We start from the raw sequence: 14808 nt of genomic DNA, 5'->3' as shown, positions 1-14808 counted from the left end.
CGAAAGCCTTGCTTGCTCGGCGCCCGGCCCGCCGCCGCTTAACCGGTCGGTAAGGTTAATCCGCCATAAACATCGTGTCGGGCGGCGTTGCAGGCCGGTCCGGTTTGGAGAGACACGATGCGGACCCGCTCCACCATGCTCACCGGCGCCCTCTGCGGCGCCTTGGCGCTGACCGCGCACGGTGCCTTCGCCGCCGACTATCCGGTGCTCCGGGGTTCGCAATTCGACGATCCGCCGCCCTCGCGCGAGATCGAGACGCCGTTCAACTGGACCGGGTTCTATCTCGGCGGCACGGCAGGTTATACCCAGTCGCGCTTCCGCACGGACAAGGGCGTGCTCGACCTCGCCAACGGCGTCTTCAACGGCACGAGCGTGCTGGGCGAGCTGTCGCCGGCGCAACTGGTGCTGACGCAGCCGCGCGACGATACCGGCGTCACATTCGGCGCATTCGCCGGCTATAATTTCGCCTTCGGCGATGCGGTGATCGGCTTCGAGGGCGAATATTCGCGGATTAACCACGGCACGCGCGCCAGCACGCTGGAGGCGAGGCTCGTCGGCAGCGGAGCGGTCGCGATCGCATCCCGGCAGGATGCGGAGATCAAGGATTACGCCAATTTCCGCATGCGCCTCGGCTATGCCTATGGCCGCCTGATGCCGTATTTCACCTTCGGCGCGGCCGCCGGCCGCTTCGACACCAATGTCGCGGTGGCGGCGAACTGGGTCAACACCGCCAACCCGCCCGTCAGCTATTTCGGCTATCCCCGCGTTCTCGGCGGACCGAAGAAGGATGTCTGGGGCTATGGCATGAGCCTGGGCGGCGGCATCGAGGCCGCTCTGGTCGACAATTTGACCGTCCGCGCCGAATATCTGTTCACGCGCTTCAACAATGTCGAAGGGGTCACGGTCAATCTGAACACCGCCCGCGTCGGCGCTGCCGTGAAATTCTGATCAGGGGGCATCCCCCTCATGAAAAAAGCCGGGCTCGCGCCCGGCTTTTTCGTTTGACGCTGCTGCGGCGCCCTATTCCGCCGCCTCGACCTCCGGCCGGATACGCCCCGCCCGCTCGCGCTTGACGAGTTCGGCGACGAGGAAGGCGAGTTCCAGTGCCTGCTCGGCATTGAGCCGCGGGTCGCAGAAGGTGTGGTAGCGGTCGTTCAGATCCGCATCGGTCATGCCGCGGGCGCCGCCGGTGCACTCCGTCACGTTCTTGCCGGTCATTTCGAGATGCAGCCCGCCGGCATGCGTGCCCTCTGCCTGGTGGACGGCGAAGAAGTTCTTCACCTCGGCCAGGATCAGGTCGAAGGGGCGGGTCTTGTAATTGCCGGCCTTGACCGTGTTGCCGTGCATCGGATCGCAGGACCACACGACATTGCGACCTTCGCGCTTGGTGGCGCGCACCAGCGCCGGCAGATTGTCGAAGACTTTGTCGGCGCCGAAGCGCGCGATCAGCGTCAGCCGGCCCGGGGTGTTCTGCGGATCCAGCACCTCGATCAGCTTCATCAGCCCGTCGGCGGTCATGGACGGCCCGCATTTCAGGCCGATCGGATTGCGGATGCCGCGGAAGAACTCGACATGGGCATGGTCGAGCTGGCGGGTGCGATCGCCGATCCAGACCATGTGGCCGGAGGTGTCGTACCAATCGCCGGTCGTCGAATCGACGCGCGTCATCGCCTGCTCATAGCCGAGCAGCAGCGCCTCGTGGCTGGTGTAGAAATCGGTGATGCGCATCTCCGGATGGGTCTCCGGATCGATGCCGATGGCGCGCATGAAGTCGAGCGCCTCGGTGATCCGCTCCGCCACCTCGCGGTAACGGCTCGAGGCCGGGGCGTCCTTGACGAAACCCAGCATCCAGCGATGGGCATTGTCGAGATTGGCGTAGCCGCCGGTCGCGAAGGCGCGGATCAGGTTCAGCGTCGCGGCGGATTGCCGATACGCCTCCAGCTGGCGTCGCGGATCCGGGATGCGCGCCTCGGCCGTGAAGGCGTTGTCGTTGACGATGTCGCCGCGATAGCTCGGCAGCTCGACGCCGTCGATCGTCTCCGTATTCGAGGAGCGCGGCTTGGCGAACTGGCCGGCGATGCGCCCGACCTTCACCACCGGCGAACCACCGGCGAAGGTCAGCACCACCGCCATCTGCAGGAAGAGGCGGAAGAAATCGCGGATGTTGTCGGCGGAATGCTCGGCGAAGCTCTCCGCGCAATCTCCGCCCTGGAGCAGGAAGGCTTCGCCATTTGCGACTTTGGCGAGGGCCTTTTTCAGCTTGCGCGCCTCACCCGCAAAAACGAGCGGCGGAAAACCGGCGAGCTGCTGCTCCACCGCCTTCAAGGCTGCCTGGTCCGGATATTCCGGCATCTGCTGGACGGGCTTGGCCCTCCAGCTCTCGGGCGTCCACCGCTCGGACATGGGTTCTCTCCTGCACTTCCGCGCCTGCGTTAACGGGAAATTGGCGCGAAGGGGGGCCTATACACCGATCGGCGCGGGCTGGCCACCATTCAAGCCGACGCCGCCTTCGCAGCCTCCGATGCGTGCGCGGCGCCGGATTGGCGAGTCGCCTCAGGGCCTTGCGCGGCGGCGCTGCGATCTCGATTCAGATCCTTCACGGATCGATTCAAGCCGCTGACGTTCCGATTCAAGGCGAGGCCGGCGCCAGGGCTAGCCCGCCCGCGCCGTCCGCATCGTCACCAGCTCTTCCGCCGCGCTGGGGTGCAGGGCGATGGTGCGGTCGAAATCGGCCTTGGTCGCGCCCATCGTCACGGCGATGGCGACGGCCTGGATGATCTCGCCGGCATCATGGCCGATGATGTGGACGCCGAGGACCCGGTCGGTCTTGGCGTCGACCACCAGCTTCATGTAGATCCGCTCTTCGCGGCCCGAAATCGTCGCCTTCATCGGCCGGAAGCCGGCCTCGAAGACCCGCAGCTCATATCCCGCCGCCAGCGCCTGATGCTCGCCGAGCCCGACCGTGCCGATCTCCGGCGTGGTGAAGACGGCCGAGGCGACGAGGCTGTGATCGGTCGTCCAGGGCTTGCCGCCGAAGACCGAGTCGGCGAAGGCATGGCCCTCGCGGATCGCCACGGGAGTGAGATTGACGCGGTTGGTGACGTCGCCGACGGCGTGGATCGAGGGAATGCTGGATTGGGAGGTCTGGTCGACCACGACCTCGCCGAGCGGTCCGAGCGCGACCCCCGCCTCCGCCAGGCCGAGGCCCACCGTGTTGGGCCGCCGGCCCGTGGCGACGAGAACCACCTCGGCATCGATCGGCGCGCCGCTGGCGCAATGGGCGCGGCGCGCCCCGCCCTCCAGCAGCTCGATCCGCTCGACGGTGCAGCCCAGCCGCAGCGTGATGCCGGCATGCTCCAGCGCATCGCGCAGCCGGTTGCGGATATCCTCGTCGAAGCCGCGCAGGATGTTGTCGCCGCGATGCAGCACCGTGACCTCGACGCCGAGCCGGACGAAGAGGCTGGCGAATTCCAGCGCGATGTAGCCGCCGCCGACGACGAGCATGCGCTTCGGCAGGCTGGGCAGGTGGAAGATCTCGTTCGAGGAGATGCCGAGCTCGCCACCGGGGATCGGCGGATCGAAGGAGGGATAGCCGCCGGTCGCGACGAGGATGTGGCGGGCCCGGATCGTCTCGCCGCTGCGGGCGAGCCTGACGCTGTTGGGGCCGGTGACGACGGCGCGATCCTCGCGGATCGCGACCTTCGCCCCTTCGAGCCCCTTGCGGTAGAGCCCGGAGAGGCGGGTGACCTCGTTGGCGACGGCGTCGCGCAGCGTCAGCCAGTCGAAGCTAGGCTTGGCGAGCGTCCAGCCGAAGCCGGCGGCGTCCTCGAACTCCTCGGCGAAGCGGCTGGCATAGACGAAGAGCTTCTTCGGCACGCAGCCGCGGACCACGCAGGTGCCGCCGATCCGGTCCTCTTCCGCGATCATCACGCTGGCGCCGTGGCCGGAGGCGATCCGCGCCGCGCGGGTGCCCCCGGACCCGGCGCCGATGACGAAGAGATCCACATCATAATCGGTCATCGGCCTGTCCTGCTCAACGGCAATGGTCTGGTGGTAGCAATGGCGGGCGAAGGCGCCCGGAGCCATAATGTGGCGACGACGAGGGTGGCGATCCACCAGCCCTGCCATGCGCCATGGGCGACCGCGGCGATCGCGAAGCCGGCGGCGAAGAGGGCCAGCCGCGGCGCCAGCTGCCGCGCGTCCAGCCGCCGCAGCCGCCACAGCAGCTGCAGCCCGGGCAGGCTCAGCAGCAGCACGCCGACCACCCCGGTCTCGGCCCAGGCCTGCATCGGCGCGCTGTGCGGATGGCCGACGGCCAGCATGGCGCGGTGCTCCGGCGGCACAAGCTGCGCCACCGGGCTCCGGTCCAGGCTCGCCGAGCTGGCGAAGCCGCTGCCCGCGAGCGGGCGCGCCCGGATCGCCTCGCCGAAGCTCAGCCAGATCTCGGCGCGCTCGCGGCTGTGGGATTGCGCGAGGCGCTGATGCATATCCGCCGGCAACAGCCGCTCGACGATCAGCCCGGTGACCGGCGCCAGCGCCATCGTCGCCGCGAAACCGATCGCCACCGCCGCCAGGGTGAGCCGCGGCGCCAGCCGGCCCATCAGCCAGATCAGCGCCAGGATCAGCATGCCGAAGGCCGCCGCCCCGCTATCCGAGACCAGGATCAGTCCGAGCACCGACAGCACCAGCAGCGGCCCCAGCGCGCGCTGCCAGAAGCCGTCCTCCGGCCCAGGCCTGGCCAGCAAGGCCGGCAGGATGGACGCCGCGACCAGCAGGCAGACCAGCGCCGGCCGGTTGAAGATGAAGCCGTAGGGACGGCCGATGCCGAGCGCCGCCCGCTGCGACACTCCGCTGAGCAGCTCCACCGCCATCAGCGCACAGGCCAGGATGATGATCGTCGCGGCGACCCGGCTCCAGGGCATCCGCGCCGGGAAACGGCCGCTGGCGGCCAGCAGCGCGCCGCAGGCGAGCGGCAGCGCGGTCTCGCCCCAGGCCGCGAGGCCGGCGGGGAGCGGACGGTGGCTCCAGCTCAGGGAGAGCAGCGCCCAGCCCAGGAACAGCAGGAGCGACAGTCCGATCGGGCTGGCGATGACGGCACGCAGCCGCTCCAGCACCGGGCGGAGGCCGCTCTGCCCCAGCGCGGCGCCGACGAAGCCGAGCGTGGCGAGGCCGAGCATCAGCGGCGCCGAACGGTTGGCGAGCCACATGGCGAGCGGCAGCAGCAGGAGGCCGCTAAGCCCGAGCCAGTCTCCCAGCCGCACCAGACCGTCTGCCGCCGTGGCGTCAGGGGCTGATCGGGGGCGCTTGCCGGTCTCGCTCGTCATCCCCCTGCGCTTACGCGATCGCTCGCGGCAAGCCTAGGGGGCTGTTGCGCGATGCCGCCGCGGCGTATCTGATCGCTCGGACCGGCGCCGACGCGCCAAAGAAGCGGCGTCGCAGCGCGCGGCGACGGAAAGACCTTGACTTGAGATTATGCAATCAGGAGCAATTGACGGCGGGAACGGCGTCGCGCGACAAGCGGTCGCGCCTTGCACAACAATCACGCGGAAAAGCCGCGAACGGAGGAAGACAATGCTGACATCCATTTTGAGGCGCGGCGCGTTCGCAACCCTGGCGCTGGCCGGCCTGACCACGGCCGCCTTCGCGCAGATGGAGTTGAAGATCATGGCCCCGGCGGCGCCCGGCGGCGGCTGGGACGGCACGGCGCGCTCGATGCAGCAGGCGCTGACGGCATCCGGCATCGCCAAGAGCGTGCAGGTGACGAACGTCCCCGGCGCGGGCGGCACCATCGGCCTGGCCCAGCTCGTCAACAGCTCGAAGGGCGACGGCTCGACGCTGATGGTCAACGGCTTCGTCATGGTCGGCGCCATCCTGCTCAACAAATCGCCGGTCGACCTGACGCAGACGACGCCGATCGCCCGGCTCACCGCCGAGGCGCTGGTCGTCGTGGTCCCGGCGGAATCGCCGATCAAGACGGCCAAGGACCTCGCGGACCGCGTCAAGGCCGATCCGGCCAAGGTGATCTGGGCCGGCGGCTCGGCCGGCGGGGCGGACCATATCCTGGCGGCGCTGTTCGCCGGCACGGTCGGCGCCGACGCCAGCAAGATCAACTACATCCCCTTCTCCGGCGGCGGCGAGGCTCTCGCTGCGATGCTCGGCGGCCGGGTCACGGCCGGCGTCTCCGGCTATGGCGAGTTCGAAGGCCAGATCAAGGCGGGCAAGCTGCGCGTCATCGGCGTGACCTCGCCCAAGCGCCTGACCAACGCCCCGGATGCGCCGACCTTCAAGGAGCAGGGCGTCGACCTCGAACTGCTCAACTGGCGCTCGGTCGTGGCGCCTCCCGGCATCAGCGCCGAGCAGCGCAAGGCCCTGGCCGACGCGATGGACAAGATGGTCAAGTCGAAGGAATGGGCCGAGATCCTCAAGGCGCGCGGCTGGGACGACGCCTATCTCGCGAGCGCCGAGTTCGAGACCTTCCTGAAGGCCGAGAAGGCCAGGGTCGAGGGCGTGATGAAGACCGTCGGCCTGATCAAGTGAGCGCGGCGCAGCCGCAATGACAGCGAAAGGGCCGGGCGACCGGCCCTTTTTTGACCCCGGCGAACAGGCTCGCCGGATGGCGACAAGCGGGACGAGCAGCCATGGCCAATGAGAAGACGCGCAGCGGACCGGACCGGGCCGCTCTGGTGGCGGGAGTGCTCCTGCTGGCGGTGGCGGCGCTGGTGGCGCGCGATGCGGCGAGCCAGACCATCGTCTCGAGTTACGGCGTCGGCCCCACCGCCATGCCCTATGTCGTGGCCTCGGGCCTCGGCCTGCTCGGCCTCGCCCATCTCGTCGTCGCCTTCCGGGACGGGCTGCCCGCGCCCGACAGCTCCGATCCGCGCGCTCTGGGCTGGATCGTCGCCGGGCTCGTCGGCTTCATCGCCTGCGTCGCCCTCGGCGGCGGCTTCATCGTCGCCACCGCCCTGCTCTTCGGTTTCACCGCGCGCGGCTTCGGGCGCGAGGCGCTGGTCACCGACCTCGTCATCGGCTTCGTGATGGGTCTCGTGATCTACGTCGTGTTTTTCAAGCTGCTGACGCTCTCGCTGCCCGCGGGTCCGCTCGAGCGGCTGCTGGTCTGAGGAACGGCCGCCATGGACACACTCCTCGCCCTGTTCAACGGCTTCTCCGTCGCGCTGGAGCCCTCGAAGCTGCTGTTCTGCCTGATCGGCGTGTTCCTCGGCACCGCCGTCGGGGTGCTGCCCGGCATCGGCCCGGCGCTGACCGTCGCGCTCCTGCTGCCGGTCACCTTCAAGCTCGATCCGGCGGGCTCGCTGATCATGTTCGCCGGCATCTATTACGGCGGCATGTATGGCGGCTCGACCACCGCGATCCTCTTGAACGCGCCGGGCGAATCCGCCTCGCTGGCGACGGCGCTGGAAGGCTCGAAGATGGCGAAGGCCGGGCGCGGCGGGCCGGCTCTGGCCACCGCAGCCGTCGGCTCCTTCGTCGCCGGCCTGATCGCGACGCTGGGCCTCGCCTTCCTCGCGCCCTGGCTGGTCGAGCTCGCGGTGAAGTTCGGCCCCTGGGATTATTTCGGCCTGATGATCCTGGCCTTCGTCACCGTCTCCGCCACCTTCGGCGATTCGCCGCTGCGCGGGCTCACCAGCCTGTTCCTCGGGATCACGCTCGGGCTCGTCGGAATCGACAAGCTGACCGGCCAGGCGCGCCTGACCTTCGGCGTGCCGGAGCTGCTGAACGGGATCGAGGTGACGACGCTCGCCGTGGGGCTGTTCGCCGTCGGCGAAGCGCTCTACGTCGCCTCCAAGCGCCATCGCGAGCCGGAGGAGATCATCCCGATCAAGGGCTCGCTCTGGATGACGAAGCAGGATTGGAAGCGCTCCTGGGCGCCCTGGCTGCGCGGCACCGCCTATGGTTTCCCGATCGGCGCGCTGCCGGCGGGCGGCGCGGAGGTGCCGACCTTCCTCTCCTACGCGACCGAGCGAAAGCTCTGCAAATATCCCGACGAGTTCGGCAAGGGCGCGATCGAGGGGGTGGCCGGGCCGGAGGCCGCCAACAACGCCTCGGCGGCGGGCACGCTGGTGCCGCTGTTGACGCTCGGCCTGCCGACCTCGGCCACCGCCGCGATCATGCTGGCCGGCTTCCAGCAATATGGGCTGAACCCGGGGCCGCTGCTGTTCGCCGAGAAGCCGGATCTGGTGTGGGGGCTGATCGCCTCGCTGTTCATCGCGAACGTGATGCTGGTGATCCTGAACCTGCCGCTGATCGGGCTCTGGGTGAAGCTGCTCGCCGTGCCGCAGCCCTGGCTCTATGCCGGCATCCTGGTCTTCGCGACCATGGGCACGCTGGCGGTGAACCCCTCGCCGGTCGAGCTCGGCATGCTCTTCGGCTTCGGCTTCCTCGGCTATCTCATGCGGCGCTATGATTACCCCGTCGCGCCGATGGTGGTCGGGCTGATCCTGGGGCCGATGGCGGAGGCGCAGCTGCGTCGCGCGCTGCAGATCAGCCTCGGCGACCCGATGATCCTGCTGGAGAATCCGGGCTCGGCGACGCTGCTGGGGCTCGCCCTGCTCGGGCTCGTCGCGCCCTTCGTGATGAAGGGGCTGAACCGGTTCAAGGCCTCGGAGGACTGAGGCCTACGGGGAGAGCCTTTTCGGCTCTCCCGCGCGAGACGGCCCTGCGTGCCGCCTCGGGACGACGTGGCGTCAGAGATTATGGCCGCGCTTGCGCATTTCCTGGGAGAAGCGGTCGAACAGGAAATTGCTGGTCTGCAGGCTCCAGGGCTCCAGCACCGTGTAGAGCTCCTCGATCGCCTTGGCGCGGGTCGTGTTGTAGCGCTGGCCGGCCGGGGATTTGAAGAAGGCGACCGTCTCCTTCAGATCCGCCTCGCTCATCGCCTTGGCGAAGATGCCCGTGGCAGTGCCGGTGATCTCGGCGATCTTCTTGTCGGCCTCCGGCTTCAGCGCATCCACCACCTCGTTGAGGTCCTTGACCAGCTCCGGCCGGGTGACGCCGACCATCTGCCGGGTGCGGTCGCGGAACTCGGTGTAGATCGAGCCGAAGGTCGCGGTGACATTGGTCAGATCCATCAGCTCGCGGGCCAGGGCGAGATGGGCGGCGCTGGGCGACTGGGTCTGCGGCTGGGCGGGCGCCGCCGTCTGCGCGAGAGCGGGCGCCGACAGCACGAGGGCGACGCCGAGGGCCAGGCTGGCGAACTGGGTTTTGAACATGCGGTCGCGTCCTTCGATGATCCGTTCGGCCCCAGCCGCGCAGTCAGACCCGCGACGGGAGCGTTTGTCCTGCGCGTCGCCTATCAGGTCCGCCCGATGACGCCAAGCGTCTTGAGCCGCGCGGAGCGTCTCGCGCCGCGGTCCGTCTTCGCGCCCGTCCTGCGTTGCACGGCAATGCCGGCCGAAACATGTCGGCTCGGCGCGACGCGCTCAGTCGACCTCGCCCATCAGCCTGATGCCGTCCGCGCCGGCGAGCACGGCCCCGGTCGCCAGACCGAGGAAGAGCCCGTGCTCGACGACGCCGGGCACCGCGTTGAGCAGGGTGGCCAGCCGGTCCGGCAGGTCGATGCGGCCGAGATGGGCGTCGAGCAGATAATGCCCGCCATCGGTGACCAGCACCGCGCCGTCCGGGCGGCGGCGCAGCACGAGCTCGCCCGAGGCGCCGGCGTCGATGATCGCCGCCTCGACGGCGCGCCGCGTGGCGGCGAGGCCGAAGGGCACGACCTCGATCGGCAAGGGAAACTGCCCGAGCTGGCTCACCAGCTTGCTGTCGTCGGCGATCACGATCATGCGGGCCGAGGCCGCCGCCACGATCTTCTCGCGCAGATGCGCCGCACCGCCGCCCTTGATCAGCCGCAGATCATGGTCGATCTCATCGGCGCCATCGACGGTGAGATCGAGCTCGGGCGTCTCGTCCAGCGTCGACATCGTGATGTTCAGCGCCGTCGCCTGGGCCTGCGTCGCCTCCGAAGTGGCGACGCAGACCACGTCGAGACCATGGGCGACGCGCTGGCCGAGCAGCGCGACGAAGTGTTTGGCGGTCGAGCCGGTGCCGAGGCCGAGGCGCATGCCCGGGCGGACCATTTCGAGGGCGCGGGCGGCGGCGAGCTTCTTCAGATCGTCGGGGCTCACCGGCTCACGCTCCCAGCCCGCCCATCAGCATGTATTTGATCTCGACGAACTCATCCATGCCGTGCAGCGAGCCCTCGCGACCGAGGCCGGATTCCTTGACGCCGCCGAAGGGCGCGACCTCGGTGCCCAGCATCGCCGAATTGATCCCGACCATCCCGTATTCCAGCTCCTCCGCGACGCGGAAGGCGCGGCCGAGATCGCGGGAGTAGAAATAGGCGGCCAGCCCGAAGGGCGTGTCATTGGCCATGGCCACGACCTCCTCCTCCGTCTGGAAGCGGTAGATCGGCGCGACGGGGCCGAAGGTCTCCTCATTGGTCACCAGCATCCGCGTGGTCACGCCGGCCAGCACCGTCGGCTCGTAGAAGGTGCGGCCGAGCGCGTGACGCTTGCCGCCGACCATGATCTTGGCGCCATTGGCGACGGCGTCGGCGACATGGCGCTCGACCTTCTCGACCGCGCGCTCATTGATCAGCGGGCCCTGGACGACGCCGATCTCGGTGCCGTCGCCGACCTTCATCTTGGCGACCTCCCCGGCGAATTTCGCCGCGAATTCGTCATGGACCCCGTCCTGGACGAAGAGCCGGTTGGTGCAGACGCAGGTCTGGCCCATATTGCGGAACTTCGCCGCGATGGCGCCCTGCACGGCGGCGTCGATATCGGCGTCGTCGAAGACGATGAAGGGCGCGTTGCCGCCGAGCTCCAGCCCGACCTTCTTCACGGTCGAGGCCGCCTGCTGCATCAGCAGCTTGCCGACCGGGGTGGAGCCGGTGAAGCCGATGAAGCGCACCGCCGGATGCGAGGTCATCACGCCGCCGATCGCCTTGGCGTCGCCGGTGACGATGTTGAGCACGCCCTGCGGGATGCCGGCCCGCTCCGCCAGGACGGCGAGCGCCAGCGCGGTCAGCGGCGTATCGGGCGCCGGCTTGACCACGAAGGTGCAGCCCGCCGCCAGGCCCGGCGAGCATTTCCGCGTGATCATCGCCGCCGGAAAGTTCCAGGGCGTGATCGCGGCGCAGACGCCGACCGGCTGCTTCTGGACGATGATCCGCGAATTCGGGAAGGGCGAGGGAATGGTCTCGCCATAGATGCGCTTGGCCTCCTCGGCGTAGAACTCGACGAAGGAGGCGGCATAGGCGACCTCGCCCCGCGCCTCGGCCAGCGGCTTGCCCTGCTCGGCCGTCATGATCTGCGCCAGATCCTCCTGGTTCGCCATGATCAGCTCGAACCATTTGCGCAGGATGACGGACCGCTCCTTGGCGCTCTTGCGGGCCCAGGGCTTGAAGGCGCGCGACGCGGCCTCGACCGCCCGGGTGGTTTCCGCGGCGCCGAAATCCGGCACTTTCGCGAGGACGGCCCCGGTCGCCGGGTTCTCGACGGGGTTGACGCCCTCGCCGATCCAGGCGCCGTCGACCAGGCATTGCGATTTCAGCAGCGAAGGGTCGTTCAGCTTCAGCATGGCGAGCCTCATGAGAGCGGTGAAGGAAGTGGCCTCCGCTCTAGCACGGTCTTCCCCGCCGGTTCGACCACCATGTCAGCATGGCGACGGGCTGGGCAGCGCAAGGCGCCGCGGCCGCCGCCAGCTCATTTCGCCTGCGGGGTGCAGACCGTCTTGTCGTCGAAGACGTAGCAGATGCTCATCTCGCCGGTGCGGACATTGACGCGGAAGATGCCGCCTTCCCGTTCATGGCGCGAGGGCATCAGCTGGTAGTCGCTCGGCGCCTGCGGGCCGGCCCCCTCCCCGGCGGGGAAGCAGATGGTGACGCCGACGCCGCCATCCTTCAGCTGGAACTGGCAGGCACCGACCTCGCCCGTCGCCTTGTCGACGCGATAGACGCGGTTCAGATCGGTCTGCGGGGCGGGCGCGAACTCGAAGGACGCGGCCGAGGCGAGGCCGGGCGCGGCGAGAGCGGCACAGCACAGCGCCAGCAGCCTGAGGCGGGACTGGCCTCGCACGGATCGGGACATGGTCGGCTCCTGCAGCGAATCGCGTCGCGAACTTACACCATGAGCGGCGCCGCGTGGCGTGGCCGCTGCGCCACGGCGGCAATTTCAGGGCGCGCTTGCCAAAAGCCGGGGGAGCGCCTTTAAGCGGCGCGTCACGGGAAATCCATCATGAGCCTGCCGCCCATCGTCGTCTTCGATCTCGACGGCACCCTCGCCGAGACCGCCCCCAACATCATGGCGACGCTGAACGTCATCCTGCAGCAGGAGGGGCTGGCGGCGCTGCCGGTCGAGCGGGCGCGGGAATTGGTCGGCGCCGGCGCCCGCGCGCTGATCGAGCGCGGCTTCAAGGTCTCGGGGCGGCCGCTGGACGCGCAGCGCCTGGAGGAGCTGTTCGAGGAATTCCTGCTGATCTACGCCGAGGATGTCGCCTCGGCCAGCTACCTCTATGACGGGGCGCTCGACGCCATGGACGCGCTCGCCGAGGCGGGCTACGCGCTCGCGGTCTGCACCAACAAGCCGATCCTGCATACGCGGCTGATCCTCGAGCATTTCGGCATCGGCGGCCGTTTCGCCGCGGTGGCCGGGCGCGACAGCTTCCCCTTCCACAAGCCGGACCCGCGCCATCTAACGATGACGATCGAGACCGCCAAGGCCGATAAGGGCCGGGCCGTGATGATCGGGGATTCGCGCACCGACATCGCCACCGCCAGGGCGGTCGGCATCCCCTGCATCTGCGTGCCCTTCGGCTATACCGACGTGCCGATCGAGACGCTGGAGCCGGATCTGGTCATCCAGCATTTCGCGGCCCTGCCGGAGGCGGTGTCGCGCATCCTGGGCAAGGGCTGAGGGCGGCGGGGCTGAGGGCGGCGGGCCCGCGACGTCCGCCGGCACGCCCTGATCGAGGCGGCCTCACCCGCTTCGGAGCGTTCTTGACGCCGGCCGCCCCTGCGACTAGGAGAAGCGCCGGTGCGGGCGACTAGCTCAGCGGTAGAGCACTCCCTTCACACGGGAGTGGTCACAGGTTCGATCCCTGTGTCGCCCACCATCCCCCATCGCACCATCCTTATCCGACAGCGACAGGCCTCGTCGCGCCCCCGCCCTCAGACGTCGTTCGAGGAGTTGAGTTCGGCCGTCGTCAGCGAATCATCGGCGTCGAGCCCGGCCAGCTGGCGCAGAGCCGCGTTGATGCGATCCTGCCAGCCCGGCCCCTCGGCCTGGAAATATTCAAGCACGGCGGAGTCGATCCGCAGGGTGACCTGCTCGCGCGCACCGGGAATCGCGGCGCCGGGCGTAGCCGCGACCGGCTTAGGCGCCGCCTTCTTGAACAGCGCCTCGGCATTCTTCCGCGGATCCGCGGGCCGGCGGGTCGTCCTGTCGTTGTTCATGCGCCCTGCACTTTCATCACCGGCTTTTCAGCCATCCACCGCCAGGAAATAGAAGGCGGTCAGGCCGGAGCCTACCGCGCCATGCCCGGAAAAAACACCGAGCAGGGCCAGGAACAGCTCGGTCTCGCCTGGCTCGACCGCCAGCATCGCGCCGATCGGCCCGAGATCGAGGCCTGCTATGAGCAGGAAGGCGGCCGCGCCGAGCACGGCGCCCAGCCCAACATGGACAGGCACCGTGCGGAACCGGCTGCGCTCGCGATGCTCGGGCATGGCCCTGTTCCCCGCTGTTTCCTGCGGGTGCAACGAGGGGCAGGCGCCTGCGGTTCCCGCCCTCAGGAGGTCGGCGTACCGACGCGGCGGCCGCGCGGCAGCGCGATCGGCTTGCTTGGCGCGAGCGGCACCATCCGCGCGAAGACCGGGTTGGGCGAGTGGTCGAGCGTCGCGCCGGTCGAGGCGTCGACCGCCATGCCGATCAGGCCGCCCGCCACGACGTTTCCGGCGAAGCCGGCCGCGCCCGTGCCGCTGACATTGGTCTGCACCGAGATCTGCTGGGGCTGGTAGCCCGGCAGCATGAAGGTGGCGACGAAGGCCTGTTTGCGGCTGATCGGCAAGGTGCAGGGCGTCGACGCGCAGGTCACGCCGATGCTGGTCTCGACATAGGCGCCCCCGGGCTCGGAGGCGAAGGTGACGTCGTTGGTGGTCCCGCGGGTGACGGTCCCGCAGGCTCCGAGGGACAAGGCGATGCCGCAGACCAGTAGCTTCTTCATGATATCCTCACAGCCATGCCGTTACGCGAGGTTGCGTCGGCGGCTGCGATGTAACAGGTTTCGCGTGACGCTTCGCGGGGTTCGCAGGGCTGCCAGCCGGGTTTTCCACGGGGTTTGGCGGTGCCTTTCAGTGAGCCCGCGCGGGCCCTCCCCTTTCGGGCGGCGGAGCGCCGCTCGGCCGGACCCACGACATCGCGACAGGAGCAGCAGATGGACATCGAACGCACCGGCATGACGGCCCGCTACAGCGATTCGGCCGCGTTCAGGGGCATCGTCTTCCTCGCCGGCCATGTCGCCGAAAAGACAGAGGGCGCCTCGCTGGCCGAGCAGACCCGGGAGGTGCTGGCGCTGCTCGACGAAACCCTGGCCGCGGCCGGCAGCAGCAAGGAGCGGCTGCTCAGCGTGCAGATCTTCCTGACCGACATCGCCCGCATCGGCGAGATGAACGAGATCTGGGATCGCTGGGTCACGCCGGGCCATGCGCCGCCGCGCGCCACCGTCCAGGCGGCGCTGGCTTCGCCGGGCTATGCGATCGAGATCACCGCCGTCGCCGCCAAGACGGATGGCTGAGCC

General features: G+C 69.1%; 16 protein-coding genes and 1 tRNA gene. 7 read left to right on the top strand and 10 right to left on the bottom strand.

The genetic code is table 11. The annotated features are described in order from the left end of the window. Positions 1 to 117 precede the first annotated feature (117 nt). Positions 118 to 948 (top strand): outer membrane beta-barrel protein, encoded by an 831-nt coding sequence (locus tag ASG72_RS18110; protein ID WP_082540461.1) that lies wholly within the window; start codon positions 118 to 120, stop codon positions 946 to 948. Between the two features lie 72 nt (positions 949 to 1020). On the opposite strand, the gene ASG72_RS18105 is transcribed toward ASG72_RS18110, so the two are convergent. From ASG72_RS18105 to ASG72_RS18095, 3 genes are all read right to left on the bottom strand, one after another. Further along, complete coding sequence (locus tag ASG72_RS18105; RefSeq protein ID WP_056715448.1) at positions 1021 to 2403, bottom strand: 3-deoxy-7-phosphoheptulonate synthase class II; 1383 nt, start codon at positions 2401 to 2403, stop codon at positions 1021 to 1023. 249 nt (positions 2404 to 2652) lie between these two features. Beyond that, a complete protein-coding gene (gene gor / locus ASG72_RS18100) occupies positions 2653 to 4020 on the bottom strand; it encodes a glutathione-disulfide reductase (RefSeq protein WP_056715446.1) in 1368 nt (455 codons plus the stop codon). Then, on the bottom strand, positions 4017 to 5324 hold the full coding sequence (locus ASG72_RS18095; RefSeq protein WP_156396043.1) for an O-antigen ligase family protein: 1308 nt from the start codon (positions 5322 to 5324) through the stop codon (positions 4017 to 4019). The genes gor and ASG72_RS18095 overlap by 4 nt, the downstream gene beginning before the upstream one ends. 325 nt (positions 5325 to 5649) lie before the next feature. Here ASG72_RS18095 and ASG72_RS18090 point away from each other — a divergent pair, with 325 nt between their 5' ends. The 3 genes from ASG72_RS18090 to ASG72_RS18080 all read left to right on the top strand — a co-directional run bounded on the left by ASG72_RS18090 (position 5650) and on the right by ASG72_RS18080 (position 8630). Next, positions 5650 to 6537 (top strand): tripartite tricarboxylate transporter substrate binding protein, encoded by an 888-nt coding sequence (locus ASG72_RS18090; protein WP_244488871.1) that lies wholly within the window; start codon positions 5650 to 5652, stop codon positions 6535 to 6537. Positions 6538 to 6638: 101 nt separating this feature from the next. Beyond that, positions 6639 to 7118 carry a tripartite tricarboxylate transporter TctB family protein gene (locus ASG72_RS18085; RefSeq protein ID WP_056715436.1) on the top strand — a complete coding sequence of 160 codons (480 nt, stop codon included), beginning with the start codon at positions 6639 to 6641 and terminating at the stop codon, positions 7116 to 7118. 12 nt (positions 7119 to 7130) lie between these two features. Beyond that, positions 7131 to 8630, top strand: a complete 1500-nt coding sequence (locus tag ASG72_RS18080) for a tripartite tricarboxylate transporter permease (RefSeq protein WP_056715434.1) — start codon at positions 7131 to 7133, stop codon at positions 8628 to 8630. A 72-nt stretch (positions 8631 to 8702) separates the two neighbouring features. Here the strand turns inward: ASG72_RS18080 and ASG72_RS18075 are convergent, their stop codons facing one another. From ASG72_RS18075 to ASG72_RS18060, 4 genes are all read right to left on the bottom strand, one after another. Further along, complete coding sequence (locus ASG72_RS18075) at positions 8703 to 9227, bottom strand: DUF2059 domain-containing protein (protein ID WP_056715431.1); 525 nt, start codon at positions 9225 to 9227, stop codon at positions 8703 to 8705. Between the two features lie 210 nt (positions 9228 to 9437). Then, a complete protein-coding gene (gene rpiA / locus ASG72_RS18070; protein ID WP_056715428.1) occupies positions 9438 to 10139 on the bottom strand; it encodes a ribose-5-phosphate isomerase RpiA in 702 nt (233 codons plus the stop codon). 4 nt (positions 10140 to 10143) lie between these two features. Next, positions 10144 to 11595: an NAD-dependent succinate-semialdehyde dehydrogenase gene (locus ASG72_RS18065; RefSeq protein WP_056715594.1), complete on the bottom strand. Its 1452-nt coding sequence runs from the start codon at positions 11593 to 11595 to the stop codon at positions 10144 to 10146. A gap of 125 nt (positions 11596 to 11720) precedes the next feature. Beyond that, positions 11721 to 12104: a hypothetical protein gene (locus tag ASG72_RS18060; protein WP_056715426.1), complete on the bottom strand. Its 384-nt coding sequence runs from the start codon at positions 12102 to 12104 to the stop codon at positions 11721 to 11723. 147 nt (positions 12105 to 12251) lie between these two features. On the opposite strand from ASG72_RS18060, the gene ASG72_RS18055 reads away from it, so the two are divergent. Continuing rightward, positions 12252 to 12929, top strand: coding sequence for an HAD hydrolase-like protein (locus tag ASG72_RS18055; RefSeq protein WP_056715423.1), 678 nt, complete (start codon positions 12252 to 12254; stop codon positions 12927 to 12929). 124 nt (positions 12930 to 13053) lie between these two features. Then, positions 13054 to 13128: transfer RNA gene (locus tag ASG72_RS18050), tRNA-Val, on the top strand. Positions 13129 to 13183: 55 nt separating this feature from the next. Here ASG72_RS18050 and ASG72_RS18045 read toward each other — a convergent pair. From ASG72_RS18045 to ASG72_RS18035, 3 genes are all read right to left on the bottom strand, one after another. Further along, positions 13184 to 13468, bottom strand: a complete 285-nt coding sequence (locus ASG72_RS18045; RefSeq protein WP_056715418.1) for a BrnA antitoxin family protein — start codon at positions 13466 to 13468, stop codon at positions 13184 to 13186. Positions 13469 to 13495: 27 nt separating this feature from the next. Beyond that, on the bottom strand, positions 13496 to 13738 hold the full coding sequence (locus ASG72_RS18040; RefSeq protein WP_056715415.1) for a hypothetical protein: 243 nt from the start codon (positions 13736 to 13738) through the stop codon (positions 13496 to 13498). Positions 13739 to 13800: 62 nt separating this feature from the next. Continuing rightward, entirely contained in the window at positions 13801 to 14235 is a 435-nt protein-coding gene (locus ASG72_RS18035; RefSeq protein WP_056715412.1) for a hypothetical protein, read from the bottom strand. A 210-nt stretch (positions 14236 to 14445) separates the two neighbouring features. Between ASG72_RS18035 and ASG72_RS18030 the strand changes: the two genes are divergently transcribed. After that, the gene (locus ASG72_RS18030) at positions 14446 to 14805 is read left to right on the top strand and encodes a RidA family protein (protein WP_056715408.1); all 360 of its coding nucleotides are present in this window, start codon (positions 14446 to 14448) and stop codon (positions 14803 to 14805) included. The last annotated feature ends 3 nt before the right edge of the window (positions 14806 to 14808 follow it).

The organism is Allobosea sp. Leaf344 (genome assembly GCF_001426225.1).
GTDB lineage: Bacteria > Pseudomonadota > Alphaproteobacteria > Rhizobiales > Beijerinckiaceae > Allobosea.
This window is presented reverse-complemented; position numbering and strand designations above follow the sequence as displayed.

Coding starts and splice junctions, on each gene's coding strand:
- ASG72_RS18110 (WP_082540461.1), top strand. CDS start 118: ATGCGGACCCGCTCCACCATGCTCACCGGCGCCCTCTGCGGCGCCTTG.
- ASG72_RS18105 (WP_056715448.1), bottom strand. CDS start 2,403: ATGTCCGAGCGGTGGACGCCCGAGAGCTGGAGGGCCAAGCCCGTCCAG.
- gor (WP_056715446.1), bottom strand. CDS start 4,020: ATGACCGATTATGATGTGGATCTCTTCGTCATCGGCGCCGGGTCCGGG.
- ASG72_RS18095 (WP_156396043.1), bottom strand. CDS start 5,324: ATGACGAGCGAGACCGGCAAGCGCCCCCGATCAGCCCCTGACGCCACG.
- ASG72_RS18090 (WP_244488871.1), top strand. CDS start 5,650: ATGGAGTTGAAGATCATGGCCCCGGCGGCGCCCGGCGGCGGCTGGGAC.
- ASG72_RS18085 (WP_056715436.1), top strand. CDS start 6,639: ATGGCCAATGAGAAGACGCGCAGCGGACCGGACCGGGCCGCTCTGGTG.
- ASG72_RS18080 (WP_056715434.1), top strand. CDS start 7,131: ATGGACACACTCCTCGCCCTGTTCAACGGCTTCTCCGTCGCGCTGGAG.
- ASG72_RS18075 (WP_056715431.1), bottom strand. CDS start 9,227: ATGTTCAAAACCCAGTTCGCCAGCCTGGCCCTCGGCGTCGCCCTCGTG.
- ASG72_RS18065 (WP_056715594.1), bottom strand. CDS start 11,595: ATGCTGAAGCTGAACGACCCTTCGCTGCTGAAATCGCAATGCCTGGTC.
- ASG72_RS18060 (WP_056715426.1), bottom strand. CDS start 12,104: ATGTCCCGATCCGTGCGAGGCCAGTCCCGCCTCAGGCTGCTGGCGCTG.
- ASG72_RS18055 (WP_056715423.1), top strand. CDS start 12,252: ATGAGCCTGCCGCCCATCGTCGTCTTCGATCTCGACGGCACCCTCGCC.
- ASG72_RS18045 (WP_056715418.1), bottom strand. CDS start 13,468: ATGAACAACGACAGGACGACCCGCCGGCCCGCGGATCCGCGGAAGAAT.
- ASG72_RS18040 (WP_056715415.1), bottom strand. CDS start 13,738: ATGCCCGAGCATCGCGAGCGCAGCCGGTTCCGCACGGTGCCTGTCCAT.
- ASG72_RS18035 (WP_056715412.1), bottom strand. CDS start 14,235: ATGAAGAAGCTACTGGTCTGCGGCATCGCCTTGTCCCTCGGAGCCTGC.
- ASG72_RS18030 (WP_056715408.1), top strand. CDS start 14,446: ATGGACATCGAACGCACCGGCATGACGGCCCGCTACAGCGATTCGGCC.